This window comes from Ottowia beijingensis (assembly GCF_013423955.1).
GTDB classification, from domain to species: domain Bacteria; phylum Pseudomonadota; class Gammaproteobacteria; order Burkholderiales; family Burkholderiaceae_C; genus Ottowia; species Ottowia beijingensis.
The window spans coordinates 1751808-1773597 of the sequence record NZ_JACCKX010000001.1 but is presented as its reverse complement, the minus strand read 5'-3'; the positions used below and the strand labels follow the sequence as shown (position 1 = coordinate 1773597).

Annotated in this window: 18 protein-coding genes and 1 pseudogene; 15 read left to right on the top strand and 4 right to left on the bottom strand. The window is 68.0% G+C overall.

Going from position 1 to position 21790, the window contains the following annotated elements; all coding sequences use genetic code 11:
* Positions 1-248: 248 nt before the first annotated feature.
* The 5 genes and pseudogenes from aptA to H0I39_RS08935 all read left to right on the top strand — a co-directional run.
* Positions 249-1565, top strand: a pseudogene (gene aptA / locus H0I39_RS08955) (omega-aminotransferase AptA); the annotation flags it as partial.
* A gap of 27 nt (positions 1566-1592) precedes the next feature.
* Entirely contained in the window at positions 1593-1892 is a 300-nt protein-coding gene (locus H0I39_RS08950; protein ID WP_180550256.1) for a type II toxin-antitoxin system RelE/ParE family toxin, read from the top strand.
* A 2-nt stretch (positions 1893-1894) separates the two neighbouring features.
* Positions 1895-2185 (top strand): addiction module antidote protein, encoded by a 291-nt coding sequence (locus tag H0I39_RS08945; protein WP_180550255.1) that lies wholly within the window; start codon positions 1895-1897, stop codon positions 2183-2185.
* A 262-nt stretch (positions 2186-2447) separates the two neighbouring features.
* Entirely contained in the window at positions 2448-3965 is a 1518-nt protein-coding gene (locus H0I39_RS08940) for a CoA-acylating methylmalonate-semialdehyde dehydrogenase (RefSeq protein ID WP_180550254.1), read from the top strand.
* Positions 3966-4116: 151 nt separating this feature from the next.
* Positions 4117-4404, top strand: coding sequence for a hypothetical protein (locus H0I39_RS08935; protein WP_180550253.1), 288 nt, complete (start codon positions 4117-4119; stop codon positions 4402-4404).
* Positions 4405-4492: 88 nt separating this feature from the next.
* Here H0I39_RS08935 and H0I39_RS08930 read toward each other — a convergent pair whose 3' ends face one another.
* On the bottom strand, positions 4493-5698 hold the full coding sequence (locus tag H0I39_RS08930; protein WP_180550252.1) for an alpha/beta hydrolase family protein: 1206 nt from the start codon (positions 5696-5698) through the stop codon (positions 4493-4495).
* Positions 5699-5829: 131 nt separating this feature from the next.
* Here H0I39_RS08930 and H0I39_RS08925 point away from each other — a divergent pair, with 131 nt between their 5' ends.
* A complete protein-coding gene (locus H0I39_RS08925; RefSeq protein ID WP_257645702.1) occupies positions 5830-6456 on the top strand; it encodes a response regulator transcription factor in 627 nt (208 codons plus the stop codon).
* 148 nt (positions 6457-6604) lie between these two features.
* Here H0I39_RS08925 and H0I39_RS08920 read toward each other — a convergent pair whose 3' ends face one another.
* The gene (locus H0I39_RS08920; RefSeq protein WP_180550251.1) at positions 6605-6766 is read right to left on the bottom strand and encodes a hypothetical protein; all 162 of its coding nucleotides are present in this window, start codon (positions 6764-6766) and stop codon (positions 6605-6607) included.
* A 54-nt stretch (positions 6767-6820) separates the two neighbouring features.
* Between H0I39_RS08920 and mltA the strand changes: the two genes are divergently transcribed.
* The gene (mltA, locus tag H0I39_RS08915) at positions 6821-7891 is read left to right on the top strand and encodes a murein transglycosylase A (protein ID WP_373368273.1); all 1071 of its coding nucleotides are present in this window, start codon (positions 6821-6823) and stop codon (positions 7889-7891) included.
* A 324-nt stretch (positions 7892-8215) separates the two neighbouring features.
* Positions 8216-8656 (top strand): hypothetical protein, encoded by a 441-nt coding sequence (locus H0I39_RS08910; protein WP_180550250.1) that lies wholly within the window; start codon positions 8216-8218, stop codon positions 8654-8656.
* Positions 8657-9097: 441 nt separating this feature from the next.
* Here H0I39_RS08910 and H0I39_RS08905 read toward each other — a convergent pair whose 3' ends face one another.
* Positions 9098-11260, bottom strand: a complete 2163-nt coding sequence (locus H0I39_RS08905; RefSeq protein WP_180550249.1) for a PhoX family protein — start codon at positions 11258-11260, stop codon at positions 9098-9100.
* A 118-nt stretch (positions 11261-11378) separates the two neighbouring features.
* A complete protein-coding gene (locus H0I39_RS08900; protein ID WP_180550248.1) occupies positions 11379-11846 on the bottom strand; it encodes an Lrp/AsnC family transcriptional regulator in 468 nt (155 codons plus the stop codon).
* Between the two features lie 218 nt (positions 11847-12064).
* Between H0I39_RS08900 and H0I39_RS08895 the strand changes: the two genes are divergently transcribed.
* The 7 genes from H0I39_RS08895 to H0I39_RS08865 all read left to right on the top strand — a co-directional run bounded on the left by H0I39_RS08895 (position 12065) and on the right by H0I39_RS08865 (position 21772).
* On the top strand, positions 12065-15622 hold the full coding sequence (locus H0I39_RS08895; protein WP_308645809.1) for an indolepyruvate ferredoxin oxidoreductase family protein: 3558 nt from the start codon (positions 12065-12067) through the stop codon (positions 15620-15622).
* 276 nt (positions 15623-15898) lie between these two features.
* Entirely contained in the window at positions 15899-16231 is a 333-nt protein-coding gene (gene yajC / locus H0I39_RS08890; RefSeq protein ID WP_180550247.1) for a preprotein translocase subunit YajC, read from the top strand.
* An 84-nt stretch (positions 16232-16315) separates the two neighbouring features.
* Positions 16316-18205, top strand: coding sequence for a protein translocase subunit SecD (secD, locus tag H0I39_RS08885; RefSeq protein ID WP_180550246.1), 1890 nt, complete (start codon positions 16316-16318; stop codon positions 18203-18205).
* Positions 18206-18264: 59 nt separating this feature from the next.
* The gene (gene secF, locus H0I39_RS08880; RefSeq protein WP_180551745.1) at positions 18265-19260 is read left to right on the top strand and encodes a protein translocase subunit SecF; all 996 of its coding nucleotides are present in this window, start codon (positions 18265-18267) and stop codon (positions 19258-19260) included.
* 70 nt (positions 19261-19330) lie between these two features.
* A complete protein-coding gene (locus tag H0I39_RS08875) occupies positions 19331-20152 on the top strand; it encodes a DUF1631 family protein (RefSeq protein ID WP_180550245.1) in 822 nt (273 codons plus the stop codon).
* A gap of 94 nt (positions 20153-20246) precedes the next feature.
* Entirely contained in the window at positions 20247-21419 is a 1173-nt protein-coding gene (locus H0I39_RS08870; RefSeq protein ID WP_180549131.1) for a DUF1631 family protein, read from the top strand.
* Entirely contained in the window at positions 21371-21772 is a 402-nt protein-coding gene (locus H0I39_RS08865) for a DUF1631 family protein (RefSeq protein ID WP_180550244.1), read from the top strand. Before H0I39_RS08870 ends, H0I39_RS08865 begins: the two co-directional genes overlap by 49 nt.
* The last annotated feature ends 18 nt before the right edge of the window (positions 21773-21790 follow it).

Below are 21790 nucleotides of genomic sequence, written 5' to 3'. Positions count from 1 at the left end.
GGATGGGGGCCGACGGCCGATGGACGGCGTGGCTGGCCCCACCCCAGCCCTCCCCAGCGGGGAGGGAGTTCGGATCGTCATTGCTTGCATAAATCGGCAACCAAACTTGAATGTTGGCCTATTTAACATATTAACGGCGCGGCCGACAATGCCCTCTTGCCGGCCCTCGGCCGCCTTGCACCGACCGGAAGGAGACAAGCCATGAGCGTGACCACCGCCACCCCCAGACCGCCGCCCACCCGTCCACCCGCCAAGACGCCGCTTGGCTCGACGCGCACTGGATGCCCTTCACCGCCAACCGCCAGTTCAAGCGCGACCCGCGCATGATCGTGGCCGCGCAGGGCGCCTACTTCACCGACGCCGATGGCCGCCAGGTGTTCGACGGCCTCTCGGGCCTGTGGTGCACGGGCCTCGGCCATGGCCGGCGCGAGATCGCCGAGGCCGTGGGCAAGCAGGCCGCGCAGCTCGACTATTCGCCCGCGTTCCAGTTCGGCCACCCACTGTCGTTCGAGCTGGCCAACAAGCTGAAAAGCCTGACGCCCGCGGGGCTCGATCACGTGTTCTTCACCGCCAGCGGCTCCGAGGCCGCCGACACGGCGCTCAAGATGGCGCGCGCCTACTGGCGCCTGAAGGGCCAGGGCGGCAAGACGCGCCTGGTCGGCCGCGAGAAGGGCTACCACGGCGTCAACTTCGGCGGCATCTCGGTCGGCGGCATGGTCGCCAACCGCAAGGTCTACGGCCAGGGCATCGAGGCCGATCACCTGCCCCACACCCAGCCGCCCGCCGGCACCTTCGCCAAGGGCCAGCCGGCCGAGGGCGGCAAGGCGCTGGCCGACCGCCTGCTGGATCTGATCGCGCTGCACGACGCCAGCAACATCGCCGCCGTCATCGTCGAGCCCTTCAGTGGCTCGGCCGGCGTGGTGATTCCGCCCGTGGGCTACCTGCAGCGCCTGCGCGAAATCTGCACCCAGCACGACATCCTGCTGATCTTCGACGAAGTCATCACCGGCTTCGGCCGCTGCGGCACCATGACCGGCGCCGACGCCTTCGGCGTGGTGCCCGACATCATGACCTTCGCCAAGCAGGTCACCAACGGCGTGCAGCCGCTGGGCGGCGTGATCGCCAAGACGGAGATCTACGACACCTTCATGGCCGCCGGCGGGCCGGACTACATGCTGGAGTTCGCGCACGGCTACACCTACAGCGCGCATCCGGTGGCCTGCGCCGCCGGCATCGCCGCGCTCGACCTGCTGGAGCGCGAGGACGGCGTGGGTCGCGTCAAGGCTCTGGCGCCGCACTTCGAAGCCGCCGTGCACAGCCTCAAGGGCGCCAAGCACGTGCTTGACATCCGCAACTACGGCCTGGCCGCCGGCTTCACCATCGAGGCATTGCCCGGCGAGCCTGCCAAACGCCCCTACGAGATCGCCATGCACTGCTGGAAGCAGGGCTTCTACGTGCGCTACGGCGGCGACACCATCCAGCTCGCGCCGCCCTTCATCAGCACGCCGGCGGAGATCGATCGGCTCGTGGGCGCGCTGGCGGAGGCGTTGGACGCAGTGGCGTAAAAGTATCCAATCGGATACGATGCGCGCATGAACACCTTTCTTCGGACGGAGGTCTTTGACGTTTGGCTCTCCGCGCTGAAGGACAAGATAGGACGGGCCCGCATTACCCACCGCATCCGCTCCGCCGAGCACGGCAATTTTGGCGATTGCGAGCCAGTAGGCGATGGCGTTTTCGAGATGCGCGTGCATGTCGGCCCCGGTTACCGCGTTTACTACACGCGCCGGGGCCAGGTGATCTACCTGCTTCTGCTGGGCGGCGACAAGTCGACCCAGAAGCGCGACATCAAGCGGGCCATCGAGATGGCGCGCGAACTGGACAAGGAGTGAACATGGCGACGCACATCGCACCCTTCGACGCTGCAGACTATCTGGACGATGAGCACACCATCGCCGAATACCTGACCGCCGCATTGGAAGACCCGAACCCCGATGTGTTTCTGACGGCGGTGCGCGACGTGGCGCGCGCGCGCGGCATGGCGCAATTGGCCAAGGATGCGGGGTTGGGGCGGGAAAGCCTTTACAAGGCGCTGACGCCGGGAGCCAAGCCGCGCTATGACACGGTGCTCAAGCTGTTGAACGCGCTTGGCGTCAGGCTTTCGGCGACGCCTGTTCAGTCATGAGTTCTAGTGCGACGCTTTGAGAGCATACCCGCTATGGCTGCTCATTCACTCGCGCCAGGCTCTCGCGTGCGCCTGAAATCGCTTCCAGATTGGCTGCTGAAGGACTTGCCGGATGGCGATGTCGCCGCTTTGCAAAGATTGCTCGGCACTAAGGTCTACGTCCATTCGCTGGATTCCCACGGCTATTTATGGTTAGGCAGTGAGCCAGATCAGCAGTGGTTTTGCGTTGAGCTTTCCTGCATTGTTTTTCTTGAGACTGTTTATGAACCACGACAAACCCGTCACCCAAACCATCGGCCACCTCATCGACGGCCAGATCGTCAACGACACGGCGCGCACTCAAGCCGTGTTCAACCCCGCCACGGGCCAAGTCAGCGGCCATGTGGCGCTGGCGAGCAAGGCCACCGTCGAGCAGGCCATTGCCTCGGCCGAGAAGGCGTTTCCGGAATGGCGCAACACACCGCCGCTCAAGCGCGCGCGGGTGATGAGCAAACTCAAGGTGCTGCTGGAGCAGAATGCCGACAAGATCGCCGCCATGATCACCGCCGAGCACGGCAAGGTGCTGAACGATGCGCATGGTGAGTTGCAGCGCGGCATCGAGAACGTCGAATACGCGAGCTACGCGCCCGAGTTGCTCAAGGGCGAGCATTCGCGCAACGTCGGCCCCGGCATCGACTCGTGGGCCGAGCATCAGGCGCTGGGCGTCACGGCCGGCATCACGCCGTTCAACTTTCCGGCCATGGTGCCGCTGTGGATGTGGCCGATGGCGGTGGCCTGCGGCAACACCTTCGTGCTGAAGCCTTCGGAGCGCGATCCGAGCAGCGCGCTGTTCATCGCGCAGCTCGCGCTGGAGGCCGGCCTGCCGCCGGGCGTGCTGAACGTGGTGAACGGCGACAAGGAAGCCGTCGATACGCTGCTGCACTCTCCCGCCGTGAAGGCCGTCAGCTTCGTCGGCTCGACGCCGATTGCCGAATACATCTACAGCGAGGGCACCAAGCATGGCAAGCGCGTGCAGGCGCTGGGCGGCGCCAAGAACCACGCCGTGGTGATGCCCGACGCCGACATCGCCAACGCGGTGAACGCCATGATGGGCGCGGCCTACGGCTCGTGCGGCGAGCGCTGCATGGCGGTGCCGCTGATCGTGGCCGTGGGCGACGAGGTGGCGGAGAAGATGATCGCCGGGCTGAAGACCGAGATCGCGAAGATGAAGGTCGGCCCCGGCACCGACAACGCCAACGACATGGGGCCGCTGGTGACCAAGCCGCATTTCGAGAAGGTGACTGGCTACGTCGACCAGGGCGTGAAGGAAGGCGCGACGCTGTTGGTCGATGGGCGCGGGCTGAAGGTGCCCGGCCACGAGGACGGCTACTTCCTCGGCCCTTGCCTGTTCGACCACGTCAAGCCGGGCATGGTGATTTACCAGGAAGAGATCTTTGGCCCGGTGCTGGGCATGGTGCGCGTGAAGACGCTTGAAGAGGCGATGCAGCTCATCAACGACCACGAATACGGCAACGGCACCTGCATCTTCACGCGCGACGGCGAGGCGGCGCGCTACTTCACCGACCACATCCAGGTCGGCATGGTGGGCGTGAACGTGCCGCTGCCGGTGCCGGTGGCGTACCACAGCTTCGGCGGCTGGAAGCGCAGCCTGTTCGGCGACCTGCACGCCTACGGGCCGGACGCGGTGCGCTTCTACACCAAGCGCAAGACCATCACGCAGCGCTGGCCTTCGGCCGGCGTGCGCGAGGGGGCAGTGTTCAGCTTCCCCAGCAGCCGCTGAGCGGCAGCGCCTTTCGTGGCACAGTGCCGTCCACCGACGGCACTTTTTCTGGCCGGCGGCGCAGGGTGCGTTCAGCGGGGCTTCATGGTTCTGGCGCACACTGCAGGCACACAGTCGAAAAGCGACTGTGGCCACACACAGGAGATCCCTCATGAAATCGACCACGCTTCTGGCCGCCATCGCCTTGCTGGGCGCCACCGCCTGCACGCCGTTCATGGTCGGCGATCGTGATGCCGAGCCCGTCCACGTCATCAGCGGCTATGACCACGGCATGGTGCCCGTGTCCAACCCCGCCACGGCCCGCGACCGCGCCCATGGCTGGCGCTACTTTTCCGACCCGGCCACCGACCGCTCGGTGGTGATCAGCCCGCAGGGCGACTATTACCTGAACCGCGGCAACGGACTGCGCTGGGTGGCCGGGGTGCAGACGGGTATCTGATTGCTCTGTTATTAATAGCTACTGGCGCAGACAGATAAAGCGCTGGAGCCCGATTTGGCTTGAAATCCAGGGCGCGCGCCAGCCGCCCTCACAGATCGCGCGCCAGCCGCCCCATGCGGTCGACGGCGAAGCGGAAGTACTCCGGCACGCAGTCCAGATGGCCGAACTTGGGCGTGGTGCAGTCGGTCAGGCTGACCTCCGTCGCGCCGGCTTCGCGCAGTGCATCGCGCGCCGATTCGGCGGCCGAGTACGGCACCGTCAGGTCGCCCCGGCCGTGGAACAGGTACACCGGCACGGCGGGCGCCCAGCCCAGGTGCACGCTGTGCTCGGCGGTGATGGCGTCGCGGTCGTCGGCGAGGTAGCGGTCCAGGAACAGCGTCTGGTAGCTCACGTCGCCGTCTTCCGGCACCATCTGGCGCAGCAGCAGGCGCCGCACCTCGTCGCGCACCGTGCTGCCCAGGTGGCGCAGAAAACCGGGGTTGATGGCCGCGCCCAGCACCGGCACCAGCTTGCGCACGCGGTCAAGCTGTTCGTCCAGCGTTTCCAGCACGTCATACGGCCCGGCGCCCGGCACGGCAGCCTGCAGGTGCGCCTTCAGCGCGTGGCCCGACTGATGCAGCGCGCGGTGCGCGGCCATGGTGGCGTAGCCGCCTTCCGAATAACCGGCCAGGAACAGCTGGCGGTTGTCGGCCACGCCGTGCTGGCGCCGCCAGTGCAGGGCGGCCACCTGCATGTCGATGACGGCGCGCGCCGTGGGCTCGGCCGTCAGGTACGGGTGCTCGACGCCTTTCGAGGCGCCGAAGCCCACGTAATCCGGCGACACCACGATGTAGCCCAGCGAGGCCAGCACCAGCGGCGGCTCGAACGCCTCGACCTTGTTGGCCGGCGCCTCGGCGTCGTGGAAGGTGGTGGCGTGCTGGTAGCCCAGCACCGGGCTGGGCTGGCCCGCGGGCTTGAGCGGCACGCTGACCAGGCCCGAGGCCATGACCTCGACGCCGTGCTTGTCGGTGGTGGTGTAGGTGATGCGGTACGAGGACACGTCGTAGCGCGGCACGACGCCTTCTTCCACCTTGCTGTCGGGCGAGCGCAGGGCCTGCGTGATGTCGGCGGCGCTGAGGGTCTTGACGAATGCGCCCGATAGCAGCGCGCCGGGGCCTTGCTGCACCACGGGCGGATCGGGCGGCAGATCGGCCGGCGTGGCGGCCGGTGCGTCGCCGCCGCCGCCACAGGCGGACAGGGCGGCGGCCAGCAGCAACGGGATGAGCGAGAGGCGCGGCGCGGCGGAAGTGAACATGGCTGGGCGAAGTGAAGCAATGGAAGGCGGCCCTTCGGCCGCGACAACCCGATTTTCGGGCATGGCGGGCATGGGCGGCGGCCAAGTGCTGCGGGGTGCTGCCGTGGCGAGGGTACTTCTAGAATCCCTGCATGGCCGCAACCGACGCCATGGTCTACATCGTCGACGACGACGCCAGCGTGCGCGAGGCGTTGGCGTGGCTGCTGCGCTCGCGCCGCCTGCTGTCCGAGGCGTTCGACAGCGCCGAGGCCTTCGAGCAGGCGCTGGGCGATGCCGTGCCCACCACGCCCGCCTGCATCCTGCTGGATGTGCGCATGCCCGGCGCCAGCGGGCTGGCGCTGTTCGACCGGTTGCTGGAGCGCGGCGTGGCGCAGGCCTGGCCGGTGATCTTCCTCACCGGGCACGCCAGCGTGGCCACGGCGGTGGAGTCGGTGAAGCGCGGCGCCTTCGATTTCTGCGAGAAGCCGTTCTCCGACAACGCCCTGGTCGACCGCGTGGAGCGCGCGCTGGCGCTGTCCGAAGAGCGGCTGGCGCAACTGATCCTGCAGCGCGCCCTGCAGGCCCGGCTGGACGAGCTGACCGAGCGCGAGCGCGACGTGCTGCGGCTGGTGGCCGAGGGGCGGCCGAACAAGCTGATCGCCGATGAACTGGGCATCAGCGTGCGCACGGTGGAGGTGCACCGCGCGCGCGTGTTCGAGAAGATGGAAGTGAAATCGGCCGTGGAACTGGCGCAGAAGCTACAAAAACTGGAGCTTTAAGCGCAGGCGGGGCGGGCGCTGGGGGCTGATTTGGCTTGCTCTCGGCGGCCTTCGAGGGTGGCTGCGGCAGCGCCCGGCGGCCCCGCCGGCGCTGCATAATTAATAGCTTGCGGCGCCGATCCATGCTGCGCCGCAGGCCTGAAACCACTCAATCATGAGCGTCGCGTGGCGGCGTGTCGCGGTCGTCCGCGGAGGGTGTGTCGTGCTGGCCGGGCAGCTCGCCCTTCTTGCGGCCGGCGAACATGGTCCACCAGACGATCAGCAGCAGGATGACAAGCGCCGCCAGCGCTTCCAGCAGAATCACGAGCATGAAGCAAGCATTACGGTTTCTTGGGGCAGCGGTCATTGTAGGAATGCTGGCCAGTTGCGCGGTCAAGCCGCCGCCCAAGCCCCCGCCCCACCGCCCAGCACCGAGCCAGCCCTGCCGCCGCCCGGCCCGGTGGCCGACAGCGCGCCCATCGGCCCGGCCATCGAGCGCGCGCGCAGCCGCTGGGTGCCGGTGCGCTGGTCCGATCTGCCCGGCTTCGATCAGGACAACACCACAGACGCCTGGAACGCCTGGATCAAGAGCTGCGAGCGCCCCGGCCCCACCTTCGGCCGCCTGTGCAGCGAGGTGCGGCGCCTGTCGCTGGCCAGCACCGAGGACCAGCGCAACTGGATGAAGACGCGCCTGCAGCCCTACCGCGTAGAGCCGCTGGGCGGCATGGCCGCGCCCGGCGCCGAGGGGCTGCTGACCAGCTATTTCGAGCCGTTCTACGAGGCCTCGCGCAGCGCGCGCCCCGGCTTCGGCGCGCCGCTGTACCGCCCGCCCGCCACGCTGGCGCAGCGCAAGCCCTGGTACACGCGGCAGGAGATGGAAACCCTGCCCGAGGCGCGCGCCCAGCTGGCCGGCAGCGAGATCGCCTGGCTGGCCGACCCGGTGGAGGCGCTGATTCTCCAGATCCAGGGCTCGGGCCGCGTGCGCGTGACCGAGGCCGACGGCAGCCAGCGCCTGGTGCGCCTGGCCTTTGCCGCCACCAACGAGCAGCCCTACCGCAGCCCCGGCAAGTGGCTGATCGACCAGGGCCTGCTGCGCGGCGATGTCACCTGGCCCGGCATCCGCAACACGCTGGCGGCCAACCCGCAGGTGCTGCAGGGCTTTCTGTGGAGCAACCCGCGCATGGTGTTCTTCCGCGAAGAGGCCTTGAGCCCGCTGGACGCGCAGTTCGGCCCGCGCGGCGCGCAGGGCGTGGCGCTGACGCCGGGCCGCTCGATCGCCGTCGACCCGCAGAGCATCCCGTACGGCACGCCGGTGTGGCTGGCCTCGCAGGGGCCGGTGGCCAACCTGCAGCGGCTGGTGCTGGCGCAGGACACCGGCAGCGCCATCGTCGGCGCGGTGCGGGCCGACTACTTTGCCGGCTGGGGGCCGAGGCGGGTGAGTTCGCCGGCCGCATGAAGCAGCCGCTGCGCCTGTGGGTGCTGTGGCCTAGATGAGCTCTCCCCAGGCTCCACATGCTTCGCATTGTTTCGCCACCCCCGCGCCGGGGCGCGCCCGATGGCCAGGGGAACCCCGGCCATGGGCGCCCCGGCCACCGGATCGCGCCGCTGCGGCGCGCCGCGGTCTTGCCCCTCTCCCTCTGGGAGAGGGCGGGGTGAGGGCCGCGCCCGTTCGTCGGTCTCCGGCGCCGCGCGTGGGCGCACTGCTCCAATTCAAGCCGAAATGGCTGTTGGCGCCCGTCCAGCAAGCGCCATCAGCTTCTTATTCGATAGCAAAAACTGCTTGCTCGCCCTGTCGCTGCCAGCTCTGCTGTCCGCCTGCGCCGCGCTGCAGGACGCCCCGCGCCTGAGCTACCTGTGCCCCAACGACCTGCGCTTCGAGGCGCGCCTGTACCAGGACATGGCCTTGCTCGAAGGCCTGCGCGGCCATGCCGTACTGGAGCGCGTGGCGGACCACCACGATGGCGAGGGCGACGGCGCGCTGCGCTACGCCGACCCCGCGGTGCGCGCGCAGTTCGGCCTGGGCGTGCAGGGCCGGCTGGCGCGGTTGGACTACACCAACATCCCCGAGCCGGTGTACTGCGAGCGCGCGGCCACGCCCGACGACGCCACCCCGGTGCGCGCCCACGCCCGCCCCGGCCCGCGCCCCGCGCCGCCGTTCGACCCCAACGCGCCGGTGCAGACCAACATCCGCGTGGGCGATGGCGACAACGGGCCGGGTTGAGCGGCGCGTTGTCTGGGTGAATGGGGAGTGCTCTGCCAGGGATGCCCCTCTCGGCAGATACTCCTGCATATCTATCCGCTAGAGCCTGTCTGCCAAGCGATGGAGGCAGATACTCCCATGGTGCTTGGCGAGTCTATGCCCTCATGACCTGCTTTTGGCGTGCAGGCCGGTGACAACGCACCGCACCAGGCAGCGCGTGCGGTAGGAGCGGCGGAAGCCGCGAATGCGTCCCATCGTGCATCCAGCCGTTCGCGGCTTCCGCCGCTCCTACAGTGCAGGTGGATCAAGCGAAAAGGCCTGAAGCGCTTGCTGCATCAGCGTATGCAGCTTCTGTTTTTATAGCTCCGGACGACGCTGGCGCGGCCAAGGAAAAGGCCCGCACGCGGCGGACCTTGGGTGCGCATGGGCGCTGTGCACATCACGCAGCGCCGTGCGCCATCGTCAGATGCCGATGGTGCCGCCGTCGGTGCGCGTCACCACCACGGTGGCCGAGCGCGGGCGCTTGTGGCCGTGGTGCAGCGCATCGCTGGCGGGCGCCTGGTTGCCGGGCCAGTGGCTGGTGAAGGTGTTGGTCGTGAAGTCGCCCTTGTCCTCGCCCGGGTGCTGCACGTTGAAGAACAGCGTCTTGCCGTCGGGCGTGACCACCACGCCGGTGATCTCGCAGTCGAACGGGCCGACCAGGAAGCGGCGCACGTTGGCATCGGTGGGCTTGGCGCCCATGATGGTCTCCTGACCTTCCCGCGTCTTGATCTTGCCGCCGTCGCCCACGTGGCCGGGCAGGGCCGCCAGCATCATGCAGTTGGTCACGTCGGTGTAGGCGCCGTCGTCGGTCTGGATCCACAGCAGGCCGTCGGTCTGGCCGTTGCGCTGGTCGAAGTACAGGCCGTCGGGGCTGGAGAAGTCGTTCACCGCCGTCAGGCCCGACAGGTTCTCGCTCTGCTTGCCGTCCTCGCGCGCGCCGAACAGGTACACGTCCCACTCGAAGCTGGTGCCGGCCTGGCCGCCTTTTTCCTTCCAGCGGATGATGTGGCCGTTGGTGTTGCCCTTGCGCGGGTTGGCGGCGTTCAGCGGCATCTTCTCGCCGTCGCGCTGCGAGTTGTTGGTCATGGTCATGTAAACCTCGTTGTTCAACGGGTTCACGCCACCCCACTCGGGGCGGTCCATCTTGGTGGCGCCCATGAAGTCGGCGGCCAGGCGGCAGTGCATCACCACGTCGCCCTGGTCGGCGAACGGGTACAGCGTGTTCTTGTCGTCGATGCCGTTCTTGCCGTGCGTCAGCTCCAGCCACTGGCCGGTGCCGTCGTCGTTGAACTTGGCGGCGTACAGCTTGCCCTTGTCCAGGTACTTGGCGCCCATGGCGGTGCCGCCGTTGATGTCCTTCGGGTCCCACTTGGCGTCGGACACGAACTTGAACACGTACTCGTTGCGCGCGTCGTCGCCGGAGTAGATGACGATGGGCTCGCCCGCCTTGGCCGGGGCTGGCCAGGCGCCTTCGTGGTTGAAGCGGCCCAGCGCGCTGCGCTTGACGGGCTTGCTCTCGGGGCGGAAGGGGTCGATCTCGACCACCCAGCCGAAGGTGTTGAAGCTGTTGCGGTGGTCTTCGGCCGCGCTGGCGCCGCTGACCTTGCTGTTCCAGCGCTGGTACTGCTCGCCATCGGGCGTGTCCCAGCCGTAGGGGTTCTTGCGGCCGGCCGGCAGGCCGTAGCGCTTGAGCGCCACGATCTCGCTGGCGCTGCGCTGCTCGTCGTCGCCGGCGGCGCGGCCGATGACGTTGAGGTAGTTCTCCTCGCAGGTCAGGTAGGTGCCCCAGGGCGTGTAGCCGTTGGCGCAGTTGTTGTTCATGCCGAAGGCCAGCTTGCCGTCGGGCGAGAGCTTGTTGACCAGCTTGGCGTTGCCGGCGGCCGGGCCGCCGAAGTCCATCTCGGTGGCGCTGGTCACGCGGCGGTTGTACTTGGAGCCGCGCACCATCTCCATGTCGTTGCTGCCGGACTTGCGCTTGACCTCGACCACGCTGACGCCGTGGGCGCGGATTTCCTTTTCCACCTCGTCGGCGGGGCGCTGGTCGCCCACCTTGGTGGAGCCAGCGGGGTGCAGGCCGTAGGGGGCCACCACGTATTCGTGGTTCACGCACAGCAGGCCGCGGTCGGAGCGGTTGGCGTCGAACTTGCCGTCGTCGCTCAGGCCGAAGTAGTACATGCCGTCGTGGCCGTCGCCGATGCGGCGGTCATACGACTCGGCGGTCTCGGTGCCGGCGTCGCTCCAGCTGGTGTCGCCGAACATCATCGGGTCGCCCAGCGCGTGCAGGATGCTGACCTGGTAGCCGGCCGGCACGCTCACGGTGTCGGCGTTGGTCTTGGCCACAGCGGCGAAGTTCAGCGACTTGGGCGTTGGCGCGGGCGCCGGTGCCGGGGTGTCGTCGTCGCTGCCGCCGCAGGCCGACAGGCCCACGCCACCCAGCAGCGCGGCCGTGGTGGCGCCAATGCCGCCCTTGAGCGCGCCGCGGCGGCTCAGGCGCGCGGCCAGGATGGTGTCCATGTGGGGGTTGGACGAATGGTTGACGATCTCGTTGTCGTCGTACTCGGAAACGGAAGGGGTCGTGTTCATGACAGGTGGGACTTTCGTGGAGAGAGGCGAACCTTGCGGAAGGCCGGATCGTGCAGTCCCAATGTGGCAATGTCGTGACACTGCCGTGACGGCGGTCAGCAGGCGCGCCGCGGCGGCTTCAGCTGCGCCAGGGGCAGCGCGCCCCGGCCTTCACCTCGCCCAGCGAGAAGCTGGTGTGCATGTCCTTCACGTTCGGCAGGTGCAGCAGCACCTCGCGCGCGAAGCGGCTGAACTGCTCCAGGTCGGCCGCCACCACCTGCAGCTCGAAGGTGCCGGTGCCGCTGATGTAGTGGCAGCTGATGATTTCGGGCCGCTCGCGGATCGCCTGCTCCAGCCCGCGCATGGATGCGGCGCCGATCTGCGCCGCATCCAGTCGCACGAAGGCCAGCACGCCCAGGCCGATCTTGTGGCGGTCGATCTCGGCGCGATAGCCGCGGATGAAGCCGGCCTGCTCCAGCGCACGCACGCGGCGCCAGCACGGCGCGGCCGACAGGCCCACGCGCTGCGCCAGCTCGGTGTTGGTCAGGCGGCCGTCTTCTTGCAGATGTTGCAGGATGGCGAGGTCGTAGGCATCCAACGTTTCCATAGTGGGCCAATTCTAGAAAGAATCTTTCTTTTCTGTGCTTGAAAAGGAGCGCAAAGAAAACACTTATCGTCACAGGCGGCATACACTTTGCTTTCAAATGACGGACAGGCCTGCCCACACGGCGCGCCACACCCCGCTGCCCACGAAGCGGCGGCCCACCAAGGAGACAAGCACATGAACGCCCCCTGCCCGATCACATCCGCAAGGCACTGGAAACGGTGACCCTGGACGACAAGTACAGCCTGGATTACGGCCGCGCCTTCATGAGCGGCATCCAGGCGCTGGTCAAGCTGCCCATGCTGCAGCGCCAGCGCGATGCGCTGGTGGGCAAGAACACGGCCGGCTTCATCAGCGGCTACCGTGGCTCGCCGCTGGGCGGCTACGACCAGGCGCTGTGGGGCGCGCGCAAGCACCTCGAGTCGCAGCACATCGTGTTCCAGCCCGGCGTGAACGAGGAGCTGGCGGCCACCGCCATTTGGGGCACGCAGCAACTGGGCTTTGCGCCCGCGGGCACCAACAAGTTCGACGGTGTGTTCGGTATCTGGTACGGCAAGGGGCCGGGCGTGGACCGCTGCTCCGACGTGTTCAAGCACGCCAACATGGCGGGCACCACGCCCTGGGGCGGCGTGATTGCCGTGGCCGGCGACGACCACGTGGCCAAGAGTTCGACGGCCGCGCACCAGAGCGACCACATCTTCAAGGCCTGCGGCCTGCCGGTGTTCTTCCCTTCCACGGTGCAGGAAATCCTGGACCTGGGCGTGCACGCCTTCGCCATGAGCCGCTATGCCGGCGTGTGGACGAGCATGAAGACGATCCAGGAGATCGTCGAATCCAGCGCCACGGCGATGATCGACCCTGAGCGCGTGCAGATCGCGCTGCCGACCGATTTCGAGATGCCGCCCGGCGGCGTGCACATCCGCTGGCCCGATGCCGCGCTGCCGCAGGAAGAGCGCCTGTTCAACTGGAAGTGGTACGCCGCGCTGGCCTACGTGCGCGCCAACCGGCTGAACTACAACGTCATCGCCACGCCGCACGACCGCTTCGGCATCATCGCCAGCGGCAAGGCCTACAACGACACGCGCCAGGCCCTGATCGACCTGGGCCTGGACGACGCCACCTGCCGCCAGCTGGGCATCCGCCTGCACAAGGTGAACGTGGTGTGGCCGCTGGAGGCGCAGATCACGCGCGACTTCGCCACCGGGCTGAAGGAAATCCTGGTGGTGGAAGAGAAGCGCCAGGTGATCGAATACCAGATCAAGGAAGAGCTGTACAACTGGCGCGCCGACGTGCGCCCCAACGTGCTGGGCAAGTACCACGAAGGCCCGGACGGCAGCCTGTCGGGCGGCGAATGGTCGCGCGGCAACCCCACGGCCAACACGCTGCTGCGCGCCACCGCCGACCTGACGCCGGCCCTCATCGCCCGCGCCATCGCCGAGCGCCTGAAGAAGCTGGGCCTGGACGCCGACATGACGGCGCGCATCGACCGCCAGCTGGCCGTGCTGGACGCCGCCGAGCGCGGCATGCAGGCGCTGGAGATCGGCGGCAGCGGCGCCGACCGCATGCCCTGGTTCTGCTCCGGCTGCCCGCACAACACCAGCACCCGCGTGCCCGAGGGCTCGCGCGCCATGGCCGGCATCGGCTGCCATTTCATGAGCATCTGGATGGACCGCGCCACGGTGGGCTTCACGCAGATGGGCGGCGAGGGCGTGCCGTGGGTGGGCCAGCAGCCGTTCAGCAAGGAGCAGCACGTGTTCGCCAACCTGGGCGACGGCACCTACTACCACAGCGGCTCGCTGGCGGTGCGCCAGGCGGTGACGGCGGGCGTCAACATCACCTACAAGATCCTCTACAACGACGCCGTGGCCATGACCGGCGGCCAGCAGATCGGCGAGCGGCCCGAGGGGCTGTCGGTGATCCAGATCGCGCAGAACATGCGCGCCGAAGGCGCCGCCAAGATCACCATCGTCACCGACGAGCCCGAGAAATACGCCAACGCCACGCAGCACGGACTGCCCTTGGGCATCGAGATCCAGCACCGCGACAAGCTGGATGCCGTGCAGCGCGAGTTCCGCGAGATCCCGGGCACCACGGTCATCATCTACGACCAGACCTGCGCCACCGAGAAGCGCCGCCGCCGCAAGCGCGGCACCATGGTCGACCCGGCGGTGCGCGTGATCATCAACGAGGCCGTGTGCGAAGGCTGCGGCGACTGCAGCGTGCAGAGCAACTGCCTGAGCTTGGAGCCGCTGGAGACCGAGTTCGGCCGCAAGCGCACCATCAACCAGAGCACCTGCAACAAGGACACCAGCTGCCTGAAGGGCTTCTGCCCCAGCTTCATCACCGTCGAGGGCGGCCAGCTGAAGAAGAAAGCCAAGGCCAAGGCCAGCGTGTCGCCCGCCGAGCTGGGCGCGCTGCCCGAGCCGGTGCAGCAGCAGCCCGCACCGGGCGGCGCCTGGGGCATCGTGGTGGCGGGCGTGGGCGGCACCGGGGTCATCACCATCGGCCAGTTGCTGGGCATGGCGGCGCACATGGAGGGCAAGGGCATCGTCACGCAGGACGCGGCCGGCCTGGCGCAGAAGGGCGGCGCCACCTGGAGCCACGTGCTGATCGGCGAGTCGCAGGACGACATCCGCACCACGCGCGTGGGCATGGCGGCGGCCGACTTGATCCTGGGGTGCGACCCGATCGTGGCCGCCAACAAGGAGACCATGCTGCGCATGCGCGAGGGCCGCACGCACGTGGCGCTGAACTCGCACGGCACGCCGACGGCGGCGTTCGTGAAGGATGGCGCGTGGCAGAACCCGTCGGAGCGCTGTGCCGCCGACATCGCCCGCGCCGTGGGCCCCACCGGCCTGTCGCGCTTCGACGCCGATGCCGTGGCCAGCCAGCTGCTGGGCGACACCCTCTACGTCAACCCGATGATCCTGGGCTACGCCTGGCAGAAGGGCTGGGTGCCGCTGCGCCGCGAATCGCTGCTGCGCGCCATGGAGCTGAACAACGTGCAGGTCGAGAACAACAAGGCCGCCTTCGAGTGGGGCCGCCAGGCGGCGCACGACTTCGCGCGCGTGCAGAAGCTGCTGACGGGCGCCGGCGGCGCGCAGGTGATCGAGTTCAAGAAGCGCGAAACACTCGAATCCATCATCGCGCGACGGGTGGAGTTCCTCACCGGCTACCAGGACGCGGCCTACGCCGACCAGTACCGCGACTTCGTGGCGCAGGTGCAGCAGGCCGAAAGCAAGCTGGGCGGCAAGACCCTGCTTTCCGAGGCCGTGGCGCGCTACCTGTTCAAGCTGATGGCGTACAAGGACGAGTACGAAGTGGCGCGCCTGCACAGCGACCCGGCGTTCCAGCAGCGCATTGCCGACATGTTCGAGGGCGATTACAAAGTCAATTACCACCTGGCCCCGCCCATGACGGCCGACCGCAACGACAAGGGCGAGCTGCTGAAGAAGAAGTACGGCCCGTCGATGCTGCGCAACTTCAAATTGCTGGCCAAACTGAAAGGCCTGCGCGGCGGCGCGCTGGACATCTTCGGCAAGACCGAAGAGCGCCAGACCGAGCGCGCGCTGATCCAGCAGTACCGCGCCAGCATCGAGGAGGTGCTGCAGGGCCTGAACAGCGAGAACCACGCCACGGCGGTGGAGATTGCCCGCATTCCCGAGCAGATCAAGGGCTACGGCCACGTGAAGGAGCGCAACCTGAAGGCCGCCCGCACGCGCTGGGCCGAGCTGATGGCGCAGTACCGCGATCCGCAAGGGGCGCGGCAGGTGGCCTGAAGCGGGCGCCGGGGCAGCAAGCCCAAAAATAGTAGCTGCTTGTGCCCGCCAGTAAAGGATTTCAGCATTAAATGATGCTGAAATCCTTGTACATCAAGCGCAAGCAGCTATCAAAATAGAGAATACCCTTCGCCATCGCCTGACGGGCCGTGGCGCACACGGGTGCCGCTTAAAATGGCGGGTTGCCAGTCGGGCCGCCACCGCGCGCCTGCAGCGCCGCCGCGCGGCCCGTGCCCTCTGTCCTTTCATCCCCTTTTCCGCCATCGGAGTCTGCCTGTGTTCATCTCAAACGCCTTCGCCCAGACCGCCCCGGCCGCCGCATCCGGCGGCGACATGGGCTCCTCGCTCATGAGCATGCTGCCCCTGGTGCTGATGTTCGTGGTGCTGTACTTCATCATGATCCGCCCGCAGATGAAGAAGCAGAAGGAGCACCGCGCCATGATCGACGCCCTGGCCAAGGGCGACGAAGTGGTCACCGCCGGCGGCCTGCTGGGCAAGGTGAGCACGCTCACCGACAGCCACATCGGCCTGCAGATCGCCAACGGCGTCGAGGTGCAGATGCAGCGCAGCGCCGTGGTGCAGGTGCTGCCCAAGGGAACCATCAAGTAAGCGGCGAATCGCACCGCCGCGGCCCGCCAGCGCGCGGCAGCCAGCCCAGGGCCGCTCTCGCCGGCCCGCTACCGACCCCTCTTCATGAACCGATACCCCTTCTGGAAATACATCATCATCCTCATCACGCTGCTGGTGGGGGTGATCTACACGCTGCCCAACTTCTTCGGCGAGGCGCCGGCGGTGCAGGTGTCGGCCGGCAAGGTGACGGTGCGCGTCGATGACGGCACCCTGTCGCGGGTCGAGGCGGCGCTGAAGACCGCCAGCCTGGCGCCCACCCGGCTGACGCTGGAGGGCAACTCGGTGTGGGCGCGTTTCGACACCACCGACAACCAGCTCAAGGCCAAGGACGCCATCGAGCGCGCCCTGAACCCCGACCCCGCCGACCCCTCGCACATCGTGGCGCTGAACCTGGTGCCGCGCTCGCCCGCCTGGCTGGCGGCGCTGAACGCCAAGCCCATGTACCTGGGCCTCGACCTGCGCGGCGGCGTGCACTTCATGCTGCAGGTCGACATGCGCGCGGCCATCACCAAGCGGCTGGACACGCTGGCCAGCGACATCCGCCTGACCCTGCGCGAGAAGGACGTGCGCCATGGCGGCGTCAGCCGCGAGGGCAACTCCATCGAGATCCGCGCCCGCGACGCCGCCACGCTGGAGGCCGCGCGCCGCGCCATCACCGACAGCCAGCCCGACCTGCAACTGGCCGAAAGCTCCGGCGGCGAGCCGCGCCTGGTCGCCACCTTCAAGCCGCAGGCGCTGCAGGCGGTGCAGAACGACGCGGTCAAGCAGAACATCACCACGCTGCACAACCGCGTCAACGAACTGGGCGTGGCCGAGCCGGTGATCCAGCAGCAGGGCGCCGACCGCGTGGTGGTGCAGCTGCCCGGCGTGCAGGACACGGCCAAGGCCAAGGACATCCTGGGCCGCACGGCCACGCTGGAAATGCGCCTGGTGGACGAAAGCACCGAAGGCCGTGCCGCCGAACTCAGCAACGGCCCCGTGCCCTTCGGTTCGGAGAAGTTCCTGCTGCGCGACGGATCGTCGGTCATCGTCAAGCGCCAGGTCATCCTGACGGGCGACAGCCTGACCGATGCGCAGCCCGGCTTCGACTCGCAGACGCAGCAGCCCAAGGTCGACCTGACGGTGGACGCCAAGGGCGGCCGCATCATGCGCGACGTCAGCCGCGAGAACCTGCGCAAGCGCATGGCCATCATCCTGTTCGAGAAGGGCAAGGGCGAGGCGTTGACGGCGCCGGTGATCCAGGCCGAGCTGGGCACGCGCTTCCAGATCTCCGGCTCGATGACCACGGTGGAGGCCAACGACCTGGCGCTGCTGCTGCGCGCCGGCTCGCTGGCGGCGCCGATGGAGATCATCGAGGAGCGCACCATCGGCCCCAGCCTGGGCGCCGACAACATCTCCAAGGGCTTCCACAGCGTGATGTGGGGCTTCGCGGCGATCGTGGTGTTCATGATCGTCTACTACCACCTGTTCGGCGTCTTCTCGTCGATCGCGCTGACCTTCAACCTGTTGCTGCTGGTGGCCATCCTGTCGATGCTGCAGGCCACGCTGACGCTGCCAGGCATCGCCGCCGTGGCGCTGACGCTGGGCATGGCCATCGACGCCAACGTGCTGATCAACGAACGCATCCGCGAGGAACTGCGCGGCGGCGCCTCGCCGCAGGCGGCCATCCACTCGGGCTACGACCGCGCCTGGGCGACGATCCTGGACTCCAACGTCACCTCGCTGATCGCGGGCTTGGCGCTGCTGGCCTTCGGCTCCGGCCCGGTGCGCGGCTTCGCCGTGGTGCACTGCATCGGCATCCTGACCTCGATGTTCTCGGCGGTGTTCTTCTCGCGCGGGCTGGTCAACTGGTGGTATGGCCGCCAGAAGAAGCTGAAGACGGTGTCGATCGGCACCGTGTGGCGGCCCGAACACGACAAGAAACTGGCCGACGGCAGCGGCGCGGCCGGCTGAGCGCTGGGAAAGCAAGACCATGGAATTCTTGGTTCCGGCATCACATGCGCTTCGCGCACATGTGGGCCTGCACTGAAAACTCCAACAGAAGCCTAGGAAAGTCAGATGGAGTTTTCAAGATCGGACGGGACATCCCGTTCATGCGGTATGCGTTGATCTTCAACGTCATATCGATCGCCACCTTCGTGCTGGCGGTGTTCTTCCTGATCACGCGCGGCCTGCACCTGTCGGTCGAGTTCACGGGCGGCACGGTGATGGAGGTCAGCTACAGCCAAACCGCCGACCTGGCCAAGGTGCGCAACACCGTCGGTTCGCTCGGCTTCGGCGAAGCCCAGGTGCAGAACTTCGGTACCTCGCGCGACGTGCTGATCCGCCTGCCGGTGCAGCAGGGCAAGACTTCGGCGCAGCAGAGCGAACAGGTGCTGCAGGCGCTGAAGGCGGCCTCGCCCGACGTCGAGTTGCGGCGCACCGAGTTCGTCGGGCCCCAGGTGGGCCGGGAGCTGGCAGCCGACGGCCTGAAGGCGCTGGCCTTCGTGGTCATCGGCATCATGATCTACCTGTCGATGCGCTTCGAGTGGAAGTACGCGGTGGCCGGCATCATCGCCAACCTGCACGATGTGATCATCATCCTGGGCTTCTTCGCCCTGTTCCAGTGGGAGTTCTCGCTCTCGGTGCTGGCGGCCATCCTGGCGGTGCTGGGCTATTCGGTGAACGAGTCGGTGGTCATCTTCGACCGCATCCGCGAGAACTTCCGCCGCTACCGCAAGATGAGCACGGTGGAGATCATCAACAACTCCATCACCGCCAACATCAGCCGCACCATCATCACCCACGGCTCGACGCAGATCATGGTGCTGTCGATGCTGCTGTTCGGCGGCGAGACGCTGCACTACTTCTCGGTCGCGCTGACCATCGGCATCCTTTTCGGGATCTACTCCTCGGTGTTCGTGGCCTGCGCCATCGCCATGTGGCTGGGCATCAAGCGCGAAGATCTGATCAAGAGCAGCCGCAAGGAAGGCGACGCGAACGATCCGAATTCGGGCGCCGTGGTGTAAGTCACGCGCGACCCGAGCGCCGGCAGTTCGCCATGCGATACTGCCGGCGCATTCCGTTACGCTCCGCGCCATGGCCACATCCTCCCAGGCTGTCCTCCAGTACCGAATTGCCCGCCAGGTGCGCGAGCAGTTCGTGAACACGCTGGATGCGTCGATCATCGAACTGATGGGGCTGATGCAGAATCACCTGAGCCAGCTGGCGCAGGGCGGTGGGGCTGGCCGCTCGGTGGCCGAGATTCAGCTGGCGATGGAGGCGGCCGCGCTCTTCCGGGCCGAACGGCAGCACTGGGTGGCAACGGTGCGCAGGGAGTGGCGCGAGGCGCTCATCCGCATGGGCAGCAAGACCGGCAATACCGACATGGCCGGATTGAGCCTGGTCGACGATGAACTGGTGGAACGCAAGATCGCGGCCTCGCGCCTGGCTGCGGCCGTGGCGGAAGCGGCGGGCGCCGAATTCAACAACCTGCGCCTGCGGATGCAGTTTCTGGAGCGCCGCTCGGACCTGCCGGCCGACGACGTGCTCAAGCCCGAAACGCTGGCGCAGATCATGGTCAAGGCCTGGACCGACTGTGGGCTGACCCGGCCCATGTGGGCGCTGGTGCATCCGGCGGTGCAGGCGGGGCTGGCGCGCCGACTGCCCGAAGCCTTCCGCCAGGCCAACGAGTGGCTGGTGCAGCAGGGCGTGATGGCCGAGATCGACCTCAAGTCTCTGGTGCGGCGTGCCGACGGCGAGGCGGGGGCAGTGGCGCGGGCGCGGGGGCCTCCGGCGGAGCCGGGCAGCGGCCATCGGCCTGGGGCGGATCACCGCAACCATCGGCACGTGGCCCCGGCACAGGCTGGCAGGGCGGTGGCACCCGCGCTGCGCCCGCCACGCGCCTCGACGCGCCAATGACCGCGCCGATGACGGCGCCAATGGGGGCACGGGTTATTCGGGCGTGCCCGATGTGCGGCCCTCGGCACTGGCCCGGGCCGAGCAGGAAACCCGCATGCTGACCGCCGCCACGCCCATGACGCGGGTGCGCCAGCGCGCGCAGGGCGTGCTGGGGCAGCTGCGGCGCCTGCTGACGGATCGCGTGGCGGATTTCGAGTCGGGCGTGCCGGCGGGCCCGCCGTCGCCACAACTGGCCCAGGCGCTGGCTGAGCCGGCCACGCCGTTCGCCGTCACCGAGCTGATGGATTCGCGCGGCGGCGCCGTCACCCGGACGCTGCCCATGGCCAACGTCGAGGTGGTGGCCACCCGCCTGCGCCAGCGTGCGGCCGAGCTGAAGGAAAAAGCCGATAAACCCAGCGAGAAGGCGATCATCGAGATCGTGGCGCTGATGTTCCAGGCCATCCTGGCCGAAGAGCGGATTCCGGCGGCCATCCGCGTGTGGTTCGCCCGCCTGCAGATTCCGGTGCTGCGGTTGGCACTGGCCGAGCCGGACTTCTTTGCCTCGGTGCAGCATCCGGCGCGGCAGCTCATCGACCGCATGGGCGCGTGCGCGCTCGGTTTCGATGCCACCACCATCACCGGCAGCCGGCTGGAGCGCGAGATCAAGCGCATCGTGCAGGTGGTCGAGCAGTACCCTGAAACCGGCCGGCGCGTCTATCAGCTGGTGCTGGACGAATTCAAGAAGTTCCTCGGCCGCTCGCTCACCGAGGGCGGCAGCGCTCAGCAGGCGGCCACGCTGGCGCAGCAGGTCGAGCAGAAGGAAGCCCTGGCGATCCAGTACACCATCGAGCTGCGGCGCATGCTGGCGTCGGTACCGGTGCCGGACGACGTGCGCGAGTTCCTGTTCCGCATCTGGTCCGAGGTGCTGGCCATGGCCGCCGTGCGGCGCGGCCCGCAGGCCGAAGAAACGCTGCGCTACAAGCAGGCCGCGGCCGATCTGCTGTGGTCCGTCAGCCCGAAAATGGACCGCACCGAGCGCAGCCGGGTGGTGCAGCAGCTTGCCAGCCTGCTGCACACGCTGCGCGACGGCATGGGCACCCTGGCCATGGACGCGGACGAGCAGGACGGGCACATCAAGCTGGTCAACGACGCGGTGATGCAGGCCTTCGTGTCGCGCGGCGAGGGCATGTCGCCCTCAAGCTGGCCGAGCTGTCGCACAGCCTGGCCGGGCTGGAGGATGTGGTCACCGACGACCCCGAGGGCGATGTGCTGCTCGATCCCGGCATGATCGAGCTGCTGTTCGGCGTCGAGGGCGACGCGCTGGAGGTGATCGCCACCGGCGGCTCGCAGCCCAGCGAGGGCATGCTGCATTGGGCGCACGAACTGGAGCTGGGCGTGTGGTTCGCGCTCGATTACCTGGGCGACGTGGTGCAGGTGCAGTACGTGTGGCGCAGCCGGCGTGGGCAGCTGCACCTGTTCTCGGCCGGGGCCAACCGCCACTACCTGGTGCAGACGCGCCGCCTGGCGTCCTACCTGCAGGCGGGCCTGCTGGTGCCGGTGGAGGACGAGGCCCTGACCATCCGTGCCACGCGCGAGGCCCTCACCAAGCTCAACGTCGAGCCGGATCGCCTGCTGCACTGACCGGCCGGGGCGCGCTTG